Annotated in this window: 14 protein-coding genes and 2 pseudogenes; 9 read left to right on the plus strand and 7 right to left on the minus strand. The window is 68.5% G+C overall.

Translation table 11 applies throughout. The features are described from left to right. Positions 1-134 precede the first annotated feature (134 nt). The gene (locus tag ACLJN9_RS09635) at positions 135-590 is read right to left on the minus strand and encodes an SRPBCC family protein (RefSeq protein WP_410810754.1); all 456 of its coding nucleotides are present in this window, start codon (positions 588-590) and stop codon (positions 135-137) included. A gap of 410 nt (positions 591-1,000) precedes the next feature. Here ACLJN9_RS09635 and ACLJN9_RS09640 point away from each other — a divergent pair, with 410 nt between their 5' ends. Both ACLJN9_RS09640 and ACLJN9_RS09645 read left to right on the plus strand, forming a co-directional pair. Continuing rightward, positions 1,001-3,730, plus strand: a complete 2,730-nt coding sequence (locus tag ACLJN9_RS09640) for an AAA family ATPase (RefSeq protein WP_410810755.1) — start codon at positions 1,001-1,003, stop codon at positions 3,728-3,730. A 91-nt stretch (positions 3,731-3,821) separates the two neighbouring features. Beyond that, positions 3,822-4,463 carry a VOC family protein gene (locus tag ACLJN9_RS09645; RefSeq protein ID WP_410810756.1) on the plus strand — a complete coding sequence of 214 codons (642 nt, stop codon included), beginning with the start codon at positions 3,822-3,824 and terminating at the stop codon, positions 4,461-4,463. 52 nt (positions 4,464-4,515) lie between these two features. Here ACLJN9_RS09645 and ACLJN9_RS09650 read toward each other — a convergent pair whose 3' ends face one another. Both ACLJN9_RS09650 and ACLJN9_RS09655 read right to left on the minus strand, forming a co-directional pair. After that, positions 4,516-5,118 (minus strand): response regulator, encoded by a 603-nt coding sequence (locus ACLJN9_RS09650; protein WP_410810757.1) that lies wholly within the window; start codon positions 5,116-5,118, stop codon positions 4,516-4,518. Next, positions 5,115-6,269 (minus strand): sensor histidine kinase, encoded by a 1,155-nt coding sequence (locus ACLJN9_RS09655; RefSeq protein ID WP_410810758.1) that lies wholly within the window; start codon positions 6,267-6,269, stop codon positions 5,115-5,117. Before ACLJN9_RS09655 ends, ACLJN9_RS09650 begins: the two co-directional genes overlap by 4 nt. Positions 6,270-6,377: 108 nt before the next feature. On the opposite strand from ACLJN9_RS09655, the gene ACLJN9_RS09660 reads away from it, so the two are divergent. Beyond that, the gene (locus ACLJN9_RS09660) at positions 6,378-7,259 is read left to right on the plus strand and encodes an ABC transporter ATP-binding protein (protein WP_410810759.1); all 882 of its coding nucleotides are present in this window, start codon (positions 6,378-6,380) and stop codon (positions 7,257-7,259) included. Between the two features lie 40 nt (positions 7,260-7,299). Then, positions 7,300-8,022: an ABC transporter permease gene (locus tag ACLJN9_RS09665; RefSeq protein WP_410810760.1), complete on the plus strand. Its 723-nt coding sequence runs from the start codon at positions 7,300-7,302 to the stop codon at positions 8,020-8,022. An 8-nt stretch (positions 8,023-8,030) separates the two neighbouring features. Here ACLJN9_RS09665 and ACLJN9_RS09670 read toward each other — a convergent pair. Then, a pseudogene (locus tag ACLJN9_RS09670) lies at positions 8,031-8,195 on the minus strand (serine hydrolase); the annotation flags it as partial. Between the two features lie 184 nt (positions 8,196-8,379). After that, positions 8,380-9,138, minus strand: a complete 759-nt coding sequence (locus ACLJN9_RS09675; RefSeq protein WP_410810761.1) for a GOLPH3/VPS74 family protein — start codon at positions 9,136-9,138, stop codon at positions 8,380-8,382. Between the two features lie 285 nt (positions 9,139-9,423). On the opposite strand from ACLJN9_RS09675, the pseudogene ACLJN9_RS09680 reads away from it, so the two are divergent. Both ACLJN9_RS09680 and ACLJN9_RS09685 read left to right on the plus strand, forming a co-directional pair. Further along, a pseudogene (locus tag ACLJN9_RS09680) lies at positions 9,424-9,516 on the plus strand (transposase); the annotation flags it as partial. A gap of 521 nt (positions 9,517-10,037) precedes the next feature. Beyond that, on the plus strand, positions 10,038-10,805 hold the full coding sequence (locus ACLJN9_RS09685) for a hypothetical protein (protein ID WP_410810762.1): 768 nt from the start codon (positions 10,038-10,040) through the stop codon (positions 10,803-10,805). Between the two features lie 67 nt (positions 10,806-10,872). Here the strand turns inward: ACLJN9_RS09685 and ACLJN9_RS09690 are convergent, their stop codons facing one another. Then, the gene (locus ACLJN9_RS09690; RefSeq protein ID WP_410810763.1) at positions 10,873-13,407 is read right to left on the minus strand and encodes an ATP-dependent Clp protease ATP-binding subunit; all 2,535 of its coding nucleotides are present in this window, start codon (positions 13,405-13,407) and stop codon (positions 10,873-10,875) included. A gap of 540 nt (positions 13,408-13,947) precedes the next feature. Here ACLJN9_RS09690 and ACLJN9_RS09695 point away from each other — a divergent pair. From ACLJN9_RS09695 to ACLJN9_RS09705, 3 genes are read left to right on the plus strand one after another with little or no spacing between them, the layout of a single operon-like run. Continuing rightward, the gene (locus ACLJN9_RS09695) at positions 13,948-14,331 is read left to right on the plus strand and encodes a tautomerase family protein (RefSeq protein WP_410810764.1); all 384 of its coding nucleotides are present in this window, start codon (positions 13,948-13,950) and stop codon (positions 14,329-14,331) included. Between the two features lie 41 nt (positions 14,332-14,372). Further along, on the plus strand, positions 14,373-14,702 hold the full coding sequence (locus ACLJN9_RS09700) for an ArsR/SmtB family transcription factor (RefSeq protein ID WP_410810765.1): 330 nt from the start codon (positions 14,373-14,375) through the stop codon (positions 14,700-14,702). Beyond that, positions 14,702-15,463 carry a cation transporter gene (locus ACLJN9_RS09705; protein ID WP_410810766.1) on the plus strand — a complete coding sequence of 254 codons (762 nt, stop codon included), beginning with the start codon at positions 14,702-14,704 and terminating at the stop codon, positions 15,461-15,463. The genes ACLJN9_RS09700 and ACLJN9_RS09705 overlap by 1 nt, the downstream gene beginning before the upstream one ends. Positions 15,464-15,550: 87 nt before the next feature. On the opposite strand, the gene ACLJN9_RS09710 is transcribed toward ACLJN9_RS09705, so the two are convergent. Further along, positions 15,551-16,390 (minus strand): alpha/beta fold hydrolase, encoded by an 840-nt coding sequence (locus ACLJN9_RS09710; protein ID WP_410810767.1) that lies wholly within the window; start codon positions 16,388-16,390, stop codon positions 15,551-15,553. Between the last annotated feature and the right edge of the window lie 44 nt (positions 16,391-16,434).

Consider the following 16,434-nt stretch of genomic DNA (forward strand, 5'->3'; position numbering starts at 1 on the left):
ACCCCAGGGTGAGGCACTGGTGTGCACCCTGGCCGACGACCGGGTGGCACTTCCAGGCTCTGTCTCGGCCCTCGGCATGGCTGGCCCCCCAGGGCCGGGGTGCGGCCGTGCCGCGCGCAGCGCGGAGCGTGCGGTCAACCACCGATGGCGGTGCTGCGGGCCTCGATGGCTCTGATCGTCTTCTTCAACGCCTTACCCAGCACGCCCTTGCCGACCAAGCCCAGCACACCGCCGATCAAGCGGCCCTTGAAGTTCTTGCCCTCGCGGACCACCACGACGTCCAGGACCGTCGTCCCGTCCGGCTGTGGCCGCAACGTATAGGTGTGACCCGACTGGCCGCCCCAGATGTTGGAGTCGGTCGTCGTCATGGTGACATGGCGGGGGTTCGACCAGTCGTAGCGCAGCCGCTCCCAGATGCCGCCCGAGCCCTCCGTGACGTCAGCCCAGCCAGGGCCCTGGCCGTGGACCTTCAGATACTCGTCGGCGCTGTTGCCGAACACCTCCGAGCGGCCCGGCCCGAAGTCGGTGAGTGCGGCGAGAACCTGCTCCGGCGTCGCGGTGGTCTGCTCAACAATATGGATCACGGACATTACTTCTCCTGGTTCTCCGACTGACGTTCTCCCAGACTCTCCGACCGTGGAGCCCGGCGAGCCCGTGTCATACCCTGGTTCTCCGCCTCAACTCACTGGTTGACGCTCCGTGACTCGCGGATTAGTGACCGCGAGTAGCGCGCTGGCTGCCCGGCCGGTGGGTGGCCGCCTACGCATCGGCATTCGCCCTGTGCCGCGAGCGTGGCCGGGGTCGAGCCCAGGACTTGGCGACGTATGTGATCGACCGTCCCCGGCATCCGGTTTTGTGCGGAAAAGGTGTCGACCACGACAACGGCGGGCTTCGCCGTCGAGTCAGCCCGTACCCCACGTCTCTGGATGCCTCGTCGCGTACTGTCCGGCCCGCCCGCGTTGGCCATCCGCGGTGTAGTAATTTTCGGCTGGGGGACAACGTGCCGAGTAACAACGTGGGTTTCGACATGCTCGGCCGGCACCGCGAGCGCGACTTGCTCGATCGGCTGATGCGCGACGTCCGGGCCGGCCAGAGCTGTGTGCTGGTGCTGCGCGGCGAGGCCGGGGTGGGCAAGACTGCGCTGCTGGACTACGTGACCGGGCGGACACCGACCGATCGCGTCGTGCGGACCTCGGGCGTCGAGGCGGAGACCGACCTGGCGTACTCGGCGCTGCAGTTGCTGTGCGCTCCACTGCTGAGACACCTGGATCGGCTCCCCGAACCGCAGCGGGACGCGCTCGCCACCGCGTTCGGCCTCCAGGTAGGTCGTCCGCCGGAGGGGCTGCTCGTCGGTCTCGCCGTGCTCGGCCTGCTCGCCGAGGCGGCGGCCGAGCAACCTCTGGTTTGTGTCGTGGACGACGCGCAGTGGCTGGACCGCATGTCCCAGAGCATCCTCACCTTCGTCGCCCGCCGCCTGGACGCGGAGTCGGTCGCGTTGCTCTTCGCCGTGCGTAGTCCGACTGATGAGCAACTACTCGGCGGCCTACCCGAACTGCGCGTCGACGGCCTGCCCGACACGGACGCTCGCGCGTTGCTGGACTCGGTGCTACCGGGTCTGCTCGACAGCCGGGTCCGAGATCGGATCATTGCAGAGACCCGCGGCAACCCGCTCGCGCTGGTCGAACTTCCCCGCGGCCTGTCCCCGGCAGAGCTGGCGTTCGGATTTGGCGGCCGCAGCGGAACGCCGCTGGCCGGCCGGATGGAGGAGGGTTTCCAGCGGCGTATCGCGGCGCTTCCGGGCGACAGCCGGCGGCTGCTGCTGGCCGCTGCGGTGGAGCCGATCGGCGACGTGTCGCTGCTCTGGCGTGCCTTGGATCGGCTGGGTGTCGATCCTGCGGCGGCGGTGCCGGCGGAGGAGGCCGGCCTGGTCGAGCTGGGCACCCGGGTACGGCTGCGCCACCCGCTGGTGCGCTCGGCGATCCGGCGTTCGGCCGAGCCCGCCGAACTGCGCGCGGTGCACCGGGCGTTGGCCGACGTCACTGACCCGCAGCACGATCCGGACCGACGCGCCTGGCACCGGGCGCATGCCGCAGTGGGGCCGGACGAGGAGGTCGCCGGTGAGCTGGAACGCTCGGCCGGCCGAGCGCTGGCCCGGGGCGGCCGTGCTGCGGCCGCGGCCTTCCTTGAGCGGGCCGCCGAGCTCACCGCCGATCCCACGGCCCGCGGCCGGCGGGTCCTGGCTGCGGCGCAGGCCCGATTCGCCGCCGGCGCCGCCGAACAGGTAGCCAGCTTGCTGGCCGCCGCCGAGCTGAGCTTCCTGGACCCGGCGCAGCTCGCTGAGGTGGAGCGGCTGCGGGCCCGCGTCGCGTTCGCGCTCAACTCCGGCCGGGCGGCGGTTCCACCACTGCTCGAGGCCGCCCGCCGGCTCGAGGCGCTGGACCCGGCGGCGGCCCGGGAGACCTATCTTTCGGCGGTCGGCGCGGCCCTGAATGCCGGACGTTTCGGCGGCGACGACCTGCGGCTTGTTTCCCGAGCCGCCCGGCGAGTGCCCGAGGGTTCGGAGCCGGCCGGCCTGCTTCTGACGGCCTTCACCACGTGGAGCCTGGATGGGCAGGCCGCGGCCGTGCCGCTGTTTGCTCGGGCGCTGCAGGCGGTCACCGTGGAGACCGACGTGGACCTGGCCTGGTTGGTCGGTCTGGTTCTGCACGAGGTGTGGGACGACGTCGCCTTCCTGACGCTTACCGAACAGGCCGTGCGCTTCGCCCGGGAGACGGGGCGGCTGTCGCTGCTGCCCACCGCGCTGACGTTCCGTGCCACCGCGCTGATCTTCGCCGGGCGGTTCGCCGACGCGTCTGATCTGCTCGGGGAGGCCGAAGCCCTCGTGTACGCGGCAGGGCTGTCGCCACACCCGGCCACCGCGGTCATCCTGGCGGCCTACCGGGGCCGGGAGGAGCCGGCCACCGAGCTGATCGACGCCCTGGCCAAGGAGGCCGGGACGGGCGGCATGGGCTGGTTGCTCAGCGTCGCCGGCTACAGCAAGGCAGTGCTGTTCAATGGGCTCGGCAGCTACCCGGCGGCGCTGGAGGCCGTGCGATGGGCGACCGAGCGGGACGACCTGGCCGTTCAGCAGTGGGCGCTCGCTGAGCTGGTCGAGGCAGCTGCGCGCTCGGGTGCGCACGCCGCCGCGGTGCAGGCACGCGACCGCCTCGCCGAGCGGACCAGCTTGGCCGCGTCGGATTGGGCGATCGGTACGCAGGCCCTCGCGGACGCGCTCGTGGGGCCGGACGCGGAAGCGGACGAACGCTACCGGAGGGCCATCGACCGGCTCGCCACCACGCAGCTCGGTCTGCAACTGGCGCGGGCTCGGCTGTTGTACGGGGAGTGGCTGCGCCGGTCGAACCGCCGTGGCGACGCTCGAACCCAGCTGCGGCTGTCGCACGAGGCGTTCACCACGATGGGGGCGGAGGCGTTCGCCCAACGGGCGGGCCGGGAATTGGCTGCCACCGGCGAGACGGTCCGCAAGCGCACCGTGGGCATACCGGAGGAACTGACCCCGCAGGAGACCCAGATCGCTCGGCTCGGTGCCGCCGGCCGGACGAACCCGGAGATCGGCGCCGTGCTGTTTCTCAGTCCACGCACGGTCGAGTGGCACCTTCGCAAGATCTTCACCAAGCTCGGCATCAGTTCCCGCCGTGAGCTCCGCGCGGCAATCGACTCCAGCCCGCGTTGACGATCAACTCCGCTGTACCGAACCTGCCAGGGTCTCGGCCAGGGCATCTCACGGGGGCGACGAACAGGCCTGCTGCGCGATCGTGACCGTGATGCCCCACGGCATCCAGGGCAACGAAGGGGTCACGATGGTTGAGTTCAAGCTCGAAGTGGTCGTCCTGCCGGTCTCGGACGTGGACCGTACCAAGGACTTTTTCACCCGGCTTGGCTTTCGGGAGGACGTCGACTACACCGGGCCGGGGGGCTTCCGGGTCGTGCACTTCACGCCGCCGGGCTCGCCTGCGTCAATCATCATCGGTGTCGGCGTCACCGATGCGGTGCCTGGTTCGGCGCGCGGTGTGCACATGGTCGTGGACGACATCATCGCCGCGAGGGAGTACCTGATCTCCCGTGGCGTCGAGGCGAGCGAGGTGTTTCACGACGCCGGCGGCGTGTTCCACCACGCCGGCACGACAGACCGGGTGGCCGGCCCGCACCCGAACCGGCAGTCGTACGGCTCATTCCTGTCCTTCGAGGACCCGGACGGCAACCTTCTCGTCCTGCAGGAAGTCACCGAGCGGCGTGCGGGAAGGATCAGCCACGTCGTGTACGGCTCGGTGGCCGAGGTGGAGCAGGCACTTCGCGAGGCCGCCCTGGCTCACGGGCAGCACGAGAAGGAACTCGGTCACGAGGATGCGGAGTGGCCGGCCTGGTACGCGGCCTACATGGCGAAGGCGGCGGGACTCGGCGCCTGACTCGGCACCGGCGTCGACCCTGACCGACTGCTGATCCGGCTGCCGCCGTTGCTCACAGCCAGTCGTGTTCGCGGGCGTAGCGCGCCGCTTCGTGGCGGGTGCGGGTCTGGGTCTTCTGCATGGCGTTGGAGAGGTAGTTGCGGACGGTGCCCTGGGCGAGGTGGAGGCGGGCGGCGATGTCGGCGACCGAGTAGCCCTCGCCTGTCACCCGCAGTACGTCGAGTTCGCGGTCGGTCAGGGGGCAGTCGTCGATGACGGCGAGTGCGGACACGTCCGGGTCGATCCAGCGTTTGCCGGCGTGCAGACTGGTGATGACCGAGGTGATGTGCGCCGGCTCGGCGGATTTGCTGACGAAGCCCTGGACGCCGAGTTTCAGGGCCTTGCGCAGGACGCCGGGGCGGGCGTGCCGGGTCAGCATGAGGATCACCTGATCCGGCAGGGTGCGGCGGATCTCCGCGACGGCGGCGAGCCCGTCCACGCCCGGCATCTCCAGGTCGATGACCAGCACGTCCGGTCGGTGCCGCAGGGTGGCCTCGACGGCTGCCGCGCCGTCCTCCGCCTCGGCGAGGACGGCGATGTCACCTTCGAGGGGTAACAGTGCGGCCAGGGCCTTGCGGAGCAGCACCTCGTCATCAGCGAGCACGATGGTGGTCATCGGTCGTCCTCCCGCGCTGTCGCTGGGGCCGCGGCGGTACGGGCGGGCGGGAAGACCGCGGCCGTGACGAACCGCGCGTCCTCCTGTCGCACGGTCAGTTCGCCGCCGTCGCTCGTCACTCGTTGCCTGAGGGTCGAGAGCCCTCTGAGTTCGGGAAGGTGGTCGCCCGTCACGCCGTCGTTGACGATGGTGATGCCGGTTTCGGAGAGCGTGATCTGCACCTGTGTGGCCCGTGCGTGCCGCAGGATGTTGGTGGTCGTCTCCCGTAGCACCTGCCCGAGCAGTTCGCTGGCGCCGGCGTCGACCTCGGCCTGACGGGTCACCCGTACGCGAATGCCTGCGGCCTCGAACAGGTTCTTCGCGTTCTCGAGTTCGGCGGAGAGGTTGAGCCGTCGTTGGGCGTACGCGAGTTCTTTGGTCTGGATGATGGTGTCGCTGACCAGGGCGTAAGTCTCCCGCAGCTCCTTCTCGGCTCGATCGGCGTCCCTGAGCACCAGCTTCTGCGCCAGTGCGATCTTCAGTTTGACCACGTGCAGGGTGTGGCCCTGGATGTCGTGCAGATCGCTGGCGAACCGGACACGTTCGCGGACGACGGCGAGCTCCGCCTCACGCTCCCGGGTCTGTTCGAGTTCCCGGATGAGGTCGTAGAACCGCTCGCCCAGCACCGTCAGGACCGTCACCACGACGGTGAGGGCGGTCGGGATGAGGACGTAGCGGAGCAGGACGCCGCGTACGTCGTCATGTTGCACCAGCAGCCGTGCCGCGCCGACGGCGGCAACGTAGGTGAACAGCCCGGCCGCTGCCAGACCCCGACGGCGCCGCAGCACGCGCAGGGACAGGGAACCCACGGAGCAGATACCCCAGTACGCGTTGGGGCTGCCGGTCAACAGCACCCCCAGCGGCCACACCACTCCCGCCAGGATCGCGCAGGGTAGGGCCACCCGGTCGAGGTCGTTCGCCGTCCACCGTTCGAAGGCCACCAGGGCCGCCCCGACACCCGGTGCCAGGACAATCACATGCCACCAGGTGTGCGTGTCGATGTACAGCAGGACCGCCGCCGCGACCACGATCGGCGGCAGTGACGTCGCGAGGTTGAGCCGGCGCAGACGTCCCTGCGTCGTCTCGGTGAAGCCTCGCGATCTTGCTGTCACCCCCTGAGTATCCGGCAGGTCCGGGGCCGCATTCAGTGACACCACGTCACACGTTGCGGTGACGTGAGGCCACTGACGAGTTGCCGCGTCCGCTGGTGTCATTGGGTCATGTCCACTACGCCAATTATCGAAGTCGACCGGCTGAACGTCACATACGGTGACTTCCACGCCGTCAAGGATCTCTCCTTCGAGGTACGGCGCGGGGAGCTCTACGCGCTGCTCGGCACCAACGGGGCCGGCAAGACCTCGACCCTCGAGACGATCGAGGGGCACCGGACGCCGACCTCCGGCACCGTGCGCGTCTTCGGACAACGACCACAGGACAGGCGCGCGGTACGTCCCCGGATGGGGGTCATGCTCCAGGAGGGCGGATTCTCCCCGGACCTCACGGTTCGCGAATCGGTCCGTCTGATCGGCCGTCTCACCGGGCGAACGGACGACGTCGACCGGGTGCTCGACATCGTCGAACTCACCGACAGGTCAGGCCGTAAGGTGTCGCAGCTTTCCGGCGGTGAGAAACGGCGACTGGATTTTGCCACCGCCGTCTACGGAACGCCGGAGTTGATCTTCCTGGACGAGCCGACCACCGGCCTGGACATCCAGTCCCGGGACGCGGTGTGGACGACGGTGGATCGACTGCGCGAGAACGGCGCGACCATCGTGCTCACCACCCACTACCTGGAGGAGGCGCAGCAGCGCGCCGACCGCATCGGGCTCATGCACCAGGGCACCTTCCACCGGGAAGGGACGGTCTCCGAGCTGACGCGCACGCTGCCGGCCGTCATCCGCTTCGCACTGCCGCCGATGGCGCCGACGCTGCCGTTGCCGGCCGTCGTCGGCGTTGACGGGAAGGTCGTGGTCGAGACCTTCGAATTGCAGAAGGACCTGCACATCCTGCTGCGATGGGCGCACGACCACGCTGTGGAGATGCGAAACCTGGAGGCCGGGCCGACCCGCCTCGACGAGGTCTTCCGCGCCATCGGCAGCTGACCATCCACCGGCACCGACTTTCCTCGGGAGGAATTTCGCCATGTTCTCCATCGCGCTCAGCGAACTGATCCAGATCTTCCGGAACCGGCTGGTGCTGGTCACCAGCCTCATCATTCCGGTGGTGGTCTGCGCGTTCTTCATCCGTCAACACGAGACCTTCGCGGCCATCGGCAGCCTCGGCTACATCGCGGCCATCGTGATGTTCACCGTGGCCGCGTTCGGTCTCTACACCACGGCCGTCACCACCCTGGCGTCCCGGCGTCAGAACCTCTTCCTCAAGCGGCTGCGCTCCACCGCCGTCGGAGACGCCGGTATTCTCGCCGGCCTGCTGCTGCCCGTCACCGTCATCGCCCTCGTGCAGGTGGCCGTGATCCTGACCGCGCTGGCCGTGGTCGCCGGTGAGCCGGCCAACGTCGTCCTGTTGGTGGTGGCTGTCCTCGCGACCCTGGCCATGATGATCGGCCTGGGCCTGGCCACGGCGGGACTGACCAACTCACCCGAGCATGCCCAGGTGACCACCCTGCCCGTCACCCTGGGTGTGATCGCTGTGACCAGCTGGGTGGGCATCAGCGGCACCGAGGACCTCACCCTGCTCAAGCGGCTGCTGCCGGGCGGTGCGGCCACCGAGCTGACCGTGAACGCCTGGAACGGCGGCGTCGCCGTGACCGACTCCCTCCTGCTGCTCGCACCGACGCTGTCCTGGGTCGCCATCGCCATCACCCTCGCCACCCGGCTGTTCCGCTGGGAGCCCCGCCGATCCTGAAAAACCTGCTAGCCCCACCACGGCAGGGTGCCCGTCCGCAGGTGGTCGTGCAGCGTGGGCGCGACGTGTGCCGTCGCCGCCTCGCTGCGCGACGGCCGGCACGCGGGAGGCGGTGAGCGCGACGACCGCGTACGACTGCCGTCGGCGTGGTCCACGACCGCCCGGGACGACCGAGGCTGAGCGGAACGCAAGCACCGGCGCGCAGCCGAGCCATACGCCGTGCCGTGCCGTGCCGACGAGCTGGCCGCCGCCCGTGGGAGGTCCGAAAGACCTGGTCAGGTTGGTTCTCGGCGGCGGTCCCGACTCGACCTGGGCGCGATTGTCGGGCAATCGCCGCGGATCCAACGCGGGCGTCGCTCAGGTGCGGGGAAGCACGGACGCGGCGACGATGGCGTTGTTGACGATGGTGGCGGTGACGGTCCGCGCAACCGCTTCGGCGGCCGCTCCGGCTCCCCAGTCGCCTCGCTCGAGCGCCTTGGCGCGGCTGATCACGGGTGAGGTCCAAGGGATCTCCCGGTCGAACTGGGGAAGCGTCCCGCTTCCCGACAGCAGGGCCGTGAGCGCGGCGACACGGGGTTGCGGTTCGACACCCTCGACGAGTACGGCTCGGACGTCTTCGAGAAGCCGAGGTCGGCGCCCACTTCCGCCGTCCTCGAGGACCGTCGTGGTGAACAGACCGAAGGCCTTACGGGTTCCCCGGCGAATGTCGCCACGCTCGACGAGCCTGTCCAGCAGCGGCCCACGCAGTGTCGGTCCGATCGCCGCGAGCACCGTCTGGACGCCGCGGGGCTTCGCGGAGAGGTAGTCCCACGCCGAGCGCAGGATGTCGTCCGACGGCGGGTGATCCTCGACGGCCTCCACACGTGTCGTCCCCGCCCTGCCGGAACCGGTTCGCACATGGTCGCCGAGCCCGAGATCCGCGAGCACCGCTCCGGCCAGGGTGTAGAAGAGCGTGTTCTCGCCTGCGATGGTCCCGGTGCCCGACCTGAGGCCGGAGTTCGGCTGGAACAGGAGGAGCAGGAGATCCTCCGCCAGGGTCGGGGGCCCGAGCCGCTTCGCCTCGCCGGGCGTCTCGGACCTGCCGCCGACGGGGGGTTCTTCAGGCTGCTGAGTCATCGATCCAACCTTTCCGATTGTCGGTGGTGTTCGGGGTGCGTCACACCGAACGCGTGGCTTCTGTACAAGGGTCGCCGAATTCAGACCGAGCAGGTCGGCATTGTGGTCGGCAGCTTGAGATCGATGAGATAGTCCGCGGCGCCGGACGCGCTTCCGCCCTGTGAGCGCCTGGCTCGATGCCTCCCATGCCACCAGATGTCGCAGCCACCCGTCAGTGGCGTGGTGTCATGCCCGACGCGTGACGTGGTGTCACTGTTCCCGGCACCGGACCTCGCGAACACTGGGATCCGCACCGTCACCTGTTCCACGAACGCGATCGAGTCCCTCGACGCTCGCCACCGGCGGGCGACGAAGGCCTGCGGCCGCTTCCGGAACGAGTTGCCCGTGAGAGCCGGAACCACGAACGGTGGTCGTGCTGGTGGGCACGCCGTCCGGCCTTTCGGCCCGGGCGGCCGTCGCGACGGTCAGGCCGTAGCGGTGGCGGAATCTTCTACGGTGCGACGGCTGAGGAATCAGGAGGGTGGTCGGCACGTACCCCTGCCCGCTGTCCGGATCGCGATATCATCGGCCCGGGCAGTGCGCCTGCCCGCGCTCGGTGTGACAGCCCACGCCTGACCACACGCAGGGCCAAGAGTCTCCGACTCCGCGCAGACGTGACGAGCTTCGGCGTGCCGGCCACGCCGCCTGTTCGGTGGAGGGCGTGGGTCTGCACCGGAGGCGTCATGATCGATGAGCAGAATCCCCGTCGGACTTCCCGATCGGGCCGTGCCCGGAAGCGGGCAATTCGGGCTCAGGCCGCCCGTGCTGGTGTCCCGTACTCCGTAGCGGCTCGGCAACTCGAGGCGGTCGGGCTGCAACCAGGCGAGACGCTGTCCAGCTACGGACGGACCATCTACCCGGTGGGCTTCGACTCGTACCGCGAGCTCGTGATCAAACGTCGCGAACAGCGTTCCTTTGACGAGCGGGTGCGGGACAACCGGCGAGCCGCGACCCTGCCGGACGGCCGTGCCCAGCACCTGGTCGAGCGCTTTCCGTCGACGCGGGGACGCAACGGCACCGGTGTCGGTCCGCTGTACCAGGGCGAAGGGCGCCAGGAACTCCTGGCCATGCTGTACGTCGTCGTCGCGGCCGAGTCACCGGGGCTGCTGCCGGCCGTCGGTGACCTCGTCTGGATCGCCGAGATGGGGGAGGAAACCGCCGTCGACATGGCGTGCGCCGAACTGGACCGGGAGGCACGGCGGCTGCTCGATCGTGAGCCGGCAGAGCTGTGGTCGGTGATCGAAGAGGCGCTGGCCGCCGCCGAGCGCAGCGCGGACTGGCAGATCCGGCAGGAGTCGATCCGACTCGCCGCGCTGTTCCGCACCATGATGACCCCCCGGGAGGGATACGCGGGGGAGCCGTACGTGGAGGGCCTGCCGCTCACCGGTGTCCGCCAGATCCTCGACGCACTACTCATCGTCGCCGACGACGGGCACGCCCCGGGTACGCGGGTCCGCCTGCTCCGCGATCCACACGGAGGCTCCAGGGCCACCATCACCGGCGCCCTGTGGGGCAGCTCCGGTCCTCCCGTCGGCTACCTCGTCTGGCTGGACGGGACAAAGACGGCCGAGTCCGTACGTGCCGATGAGCTGGCTGTACTCGCCGGCCAGGAGTCCCGACCGCGCTGACCAGTAACCCTCGGACAACGGCGGGGTGGGCCCTTCACGGCCCACCCCGCCGTGCCGATCAGATCGTTCAGCTGTTGCCGGTGTCGACGACCAGGTCTGCTGTTGCCTGATCCGGTATCTCGTCCGGTACGGCGACGCTCCGGTCCGCGCCGCGGAAGACGAGCTTGGACTTGTCGATGTCGTTCGGGTCGCCTTCGCAGTCGACCACGACGATCTGGCCGGGGGTCAGTTCGTTGAACAGGATCCGCTCGGAGAGGTTGTCCTCGATGTCGCGTTGGATCGTGCGACGCAGCGGACGGGCGCCGAGGACCGGGTCGAAGCCCTTGAGCGCCAGGTACTTCTTGGCGTTGTCGGTCAGTTCCAGACCCATGTCCTTGTTGCGTAGCTGGCCCTCGATCCGCTGGATCATGATGTCCACGATCGAGAGGATCTCGTTCTGGCGCAGCTGGTGGAAGACGATGGTGTCGTCGATCCGGTTGAGGAACTCAGGCCGGAAGTGCTGCTTGAGCTCGTCGTTGACCTTCTGCTTCATCCGGTCGTAGGTCGACTCGGAGTCCTCCGACTGCTGGAAGCCCAGCGACACCGCCTTGGCCACATCGCGGGTGCCCAGGTTGGTGGTCAGGATGATGACCGTGTTCTTGAAGTCCACGATCCGACCCTGACCGTCGGTGAGCCGACCGTCCTCAAGGATCTGCAGGAGCGTGTTGAACACATCCGGGTGGGCCTTCTCGATCTCGTCGAACAGCACCACCGAGAACGGCCGACGGCGCACCTTCTCGGTCAGCTGACCGCCCTCGTCATAACCGACGTAGCCGGGAGGGGCACCCACCAACCGCGACACCGTGTAACGGTCGTGGAACTCGGACATGTCCAGCTGGATGAGCGCATCCTCACTACCGAACAGGAACTCCGCCAAAGCCTTGGACAGCTCGGTCTTACCCACACCCGACGGGCCGGCGAAAATGAACGACCCCGACGGGCGCTTCGGGTCCTTCAGACCGGCCCGGGTACGCCGGATCGCCTTCGAGACCGCCTTGACCGCGTCCTCCTGGCCGATGACGCGCTTGTGCAGCTCGTCCTCCATGCGCAGCAGACGCGAAGTCTCCTCCTCGGTCAACTTGTACACCGGGATACCCGTCCAGTTACCGAGCACCTCGGCGATCTGCTCGTCGTCGACCTCACTGACGACGTCCAGGTCACCGGCCTTCCACTCCTTCTCCCGCTGCGCCTTCTGACCCAGGAGCTGCTTCTCCTTGTCGCGCAACTGCGCGGCGCGCTCGAAGTCCTGAGCGTCGATCGCGGACTCCTTGTCACGACGCACCTGGGCCATCCGCTCATCGAAGTCCCGCAGATCCGGCGGTGCGGTCATCCGACGAATCCGCATCCGCGCACCAGCCTCATCGATCAAATCGATCGCCTTGTCCGGCAGGAAACGGTCCGAGATGTACCGGTCGGCCAAAGTCGCGGCAGCCACCAGGGCAGCGTCGGTGATGCTCACCCGGTGGTGCGCCTCGTAGCGGTCCCGCAGACCCTTCAAGATCTGAATTGTCATCTCTAGGGTGGGTTCCTCGACGCGCACAGGCTGGAACCGGCGCTCAAGCGCCGCATCCTTCTCGACGTACTTCCGGTACTCGTCACTTGTGGTGGCGCCGATGGTCTGCAGCTCACCACGGGCCAGCATCGGCTTGAGGATGCTCGCCGCGTCGATCGCACCCTCGGCGGCACCCGCACCCACCAAGGTGTGAATCTCATCGATGAACAAGATGATGTCGCCGCGGGTACGGATCTCCTTGAGCACCTTCTTCAAGCGCTCCTCAAAATCACCGCGGTAACGAGAACCAGCGACCAACGCACCGAGGTCAAGCGTGTAGAGCTGCTTGTCCTTCAGCGTCTCGGGCACCTCACCCTTGATGATCTTCTGGGAGAGGCCCTCCACCACGGCGGTCTTACCGACCCCGGGCTCACCGATCAGGACCGGGTTGTTCTTCGTCCGGCGGGACAGCACCTGCATGACCCGCTCGATTTCCTTCTCCCGCCCGATCACCGGGTCGAGCTTGCCCTCACGGGCGGCCTGGGTCAGGTTACGACCGAACTGGTCCAACACCAGGCTGGTCGACGGCGCGGCCTCACCCGGCGCGGCACCAGCAGCGGCCGGCTCCTTGCCCTGGTAGCCCGACAGCAACTGGATCACCTGCTGACGGACCCGGTTCAGGTCCGCGCCGAGCTTCACCAGCACCTGAGCGGCAACGCCCTCACCCTCACGGATCAAACCGAGCAGGATGTGCTCCGTACCGATGTAGTTGTGCCCAAGCTGCAACGCCTCACGCAGCGACAACTCCAGCACCTTCTTGGCCCGCGGCGTGAACGGAATGTGCCCGCTCGGCGCCTGCTGACCCTGGCCGATGATCTCCTCGACCTGCTGACGAACACCCTCCAGAGAAATACCAAGACTCTCCAGAGCCTTCGCCGCGACGCCCTCACCCTCATGGATCAGGCCCAGCAGGATGTGTTCCGTACCGATGTAGTTGTGGTTGAGCATCCGGGCCTCTTCTTGGGCCAGGACGACAACCCGTCGCGCTCGGTCGGTGAACCGCTCGAACATGCCTTCACGCCCCTCACGGGCTCCCACGCTGCCCGTCGACGGCCGGCACGTGAACGCACCGAAGCGGGAATTGTGCGCTGAGTCTGAGACCCTTGGCCACGTCGCGATGGTCGGCGTGGGCAGCCACTCGTGGCGCGGGCAGGCGCTCTACCCATGGAAATGCTAACGCATCGCTCGGATCGACACCGGTGCCATGAGTGACCACCGGCGCGGTGTTGAACGGAGGCATGACGGTCGCGCAGCGCCGCCCAGATCCGCTCGAACCCGACCGGGAAACCGCACGGGGGTACGGGGCGGCACAGCAGGTGGCCGGGCGGGAGCCGATGCGCGCCGACGCCTGAGGTTGTTGCACGACGGCCAGGTTCGTCGGAGGTGTGGCGGGCGGCCACGATCGAGCGTAAAAGCCTGGTTCTCGTGTACGAGCATGAGACATCCGTTAGGTCTTCATGTGCGTGCCGCCGTCCGCGTGGCAGGTGGCAGCCAGTCCGCTGCGCAACGACTTCCGCCCCGACATCGAACACGGCACAAGAAGGTAGACCAATGCCGATCACACGAATCGCGATCCATGAAGGTAAGCCTGAAACGTACAAGAAGGCACTGCTCAGCCAGATCTACGAGGCCATGCGAGAGACCGTCCAGATCAAGGACGGCGACCGCTTCATGGCCATCACCGAGCACGGTGACAACGCATTCGGGTACGGGGACTTTCTCGGTATCCAGCGGTCAGCTGACCTGGTGCAGATCCAGATCTTCTGGACACCGGGCAAGTCCTCCGACGCCAAACTGGCGATGTATCGCGCGATCGTCGAGCGGCTCGGCCGCGATCCGGGTGTGCGTCCCGAGGACGTGCTGATCTCGGTGGTCGAGAGCGGCGCGGAGAACTGGTCCTTCGGCAACGGGGAAGCCCAACTCTTCAAGGTGTGATGAGGGGCCCTTAGTACACCATCGGATGTACTATGGGCGGCATGGAGACGTTGACGCACGGGCAGGTGCTGGCCCGCTTCGGCCATGCCCTGTCCGATCCGACGCGGGCGCGGGTGTTGCTGGCGCTGCGCGACGGTCCCGGCTATCCGGCGGAGTTGGCGCAGTTGTTGGGAACGACCCGGCAGAACCTGTCGAACCACCTGTCGTGTCTGCGCGGCTGCGGGTTGGTGGTCGCGGTGCCGCAGGGCAGGCGCACCCGGTACGAGTTGGCCGACGCCCGCCTGGCGCATGCCCTGTCGGACCTGCTCGGCCTCGTGCTGGCGGTCGACCCGGCCTCGTGCCCGGACGCCGACGACAAGGGCTGCTGCTGATGAACCTGCCGCTGGTGAGCCTGCCGACGACGGGGCCGCCGCCGGCGCGGCGTCTGGTGCTCGCCCGTCGGGTGCGGCTGCTGGTCGCCGCCACGATCACCTACAACCTGGTCGAGGCGGTTGTGGCGATCACCGCCGGCACGCTCGCGTCGTCGACCGCGCTGATCGGCTTCGGACTGGACTCGGTCATCGAGGTGTCGTCGGCGGCGGCGGTCGCGTGGCAGTTCGCCTCTCGCGATCCACAGTCGCGGGAGAAGGCCACGCTGCGGATCATCTCGGTCTCGTTCTTCGCCCTCGCCGCGTACGTGACGGTGGAGTCGCTGCGGGCGCTGGTCGGCGGCGCCGAAGCCGAGCACTCCAGCATCGGCCTGGTGCTGGCCGCGCTGTCATTGGCGATCATGCCAGTGTTGTCGTACGTCCAGCGCCGCGCCGGCCGTGAACTCGGCTCGCGGTCGGCGGTCGCGGACTCCAGGCAGACCCTGCTGTGCACGTACCTGTCCGCCGTCCTGCTCGTGGGTCTCGCGGTGAACAGCCTGAACGGATGGTCCTGGGCCGACCCCGTCGCCGCGCTGGCCATCGCCGCGGTGGCGGTCAAGGAAGGCCGTGCGGCCTGGCGCGGTGACACCTGCTGCGCCGTTCCGCCGACCGGCTCCCTCACCGGCCTCGAAGCCGACAGCGCCGTGGGTGCGGGCGGTGCCGGCGAGGGTGACGCGTGCGGATGCCCGCCGGGCCGCTCCTGCTGCTGCGCGGACGCGACATGACCGCGAGGACTCTCGCGCGGGCAGATCCTCAGCAGGGTGCCGTCCTACGTCGCTTCGTAGCGGGCCTGGCTGTTGAGGGGCAGCGGCTCAACCGATGATGTCGGCGATCCGTCGGGGCTGCTCGAGGCAGGTGAAGTGCCCGGCGTCGGGCACGACGACCGGCTTCTCCCCCAGCGCCTGCGCGGTACGCGCCCGTTCGGCAGGACGGGACCAGTCTCGTTCCCCATAGATGAGGGTCCGGGGTGCTCGTACGGCGGGGTAGAGCTCGCGTGCTGCGCCCCACGAGCGCCAGTTCTGGTAGACGTTGCGCTCGACGTACGGATAGCCGGGTTCCTTCCGGGTGGCGGCGAAGGTGTCGAGTAGCGGGTCGGGAACATTCCTGGTGCCGCCAAGACCGCCTTGCATGATCGTCCCGGTCACGAACCGGGTCTCGCCGGCACCGAGGATCGGGCCGATGACGGGGAGGGCCACGCCACCGAGGATGAGGTTGGCGAACAGTCGCCCACGCCGTACGCCGTCGGCGAAGCGGGTGTCGTAGTCGTACGGGTTGGACGTGACCACCCGGCTGACCGCCTCTGGCATCTGGCTGGCGACGGTGAGCGCCAGAACGCCGCCGATCGACTCACCGACCAGGGTCACGTCAGTGAGGCCCAGCTCGCGCATCGTGTCGATGACCCCGCGCCGCAGGTACGGCTCGTCGTACTGGATGCCGGCCGGCTTGGAGGAGTGACCGTGGCCGAGCAGGTCCACGGCGTACACCGTGTGGTTGTTGGCCAGGATCGGAATGATGTCGGCGAAGTATTCGAGCTGTGTCCTGATCGTGTGCAGGAGCACCAGGGCGGGTCCCGACCCGGCACGGAGGTAGTGCACGGTGCGCGCGGGATCGAGCCGCAGGTCGGCGACCTGTCCAAGATTGTCGAGACGCATCGGGCCGTCCATTCTTTGAACCGGATGCTCGACACCCGGCGATC

This window comes from Micromonospora sp. 067-2 (assembly GCF_046549295.1).
In the GTDB taxonomy this organism is placed as follows: domain Bacteria; phylum Actinomycetota; class Actinomycetes; order Mycobacteriales; family Micromonosporaceae; genus Micromonospora.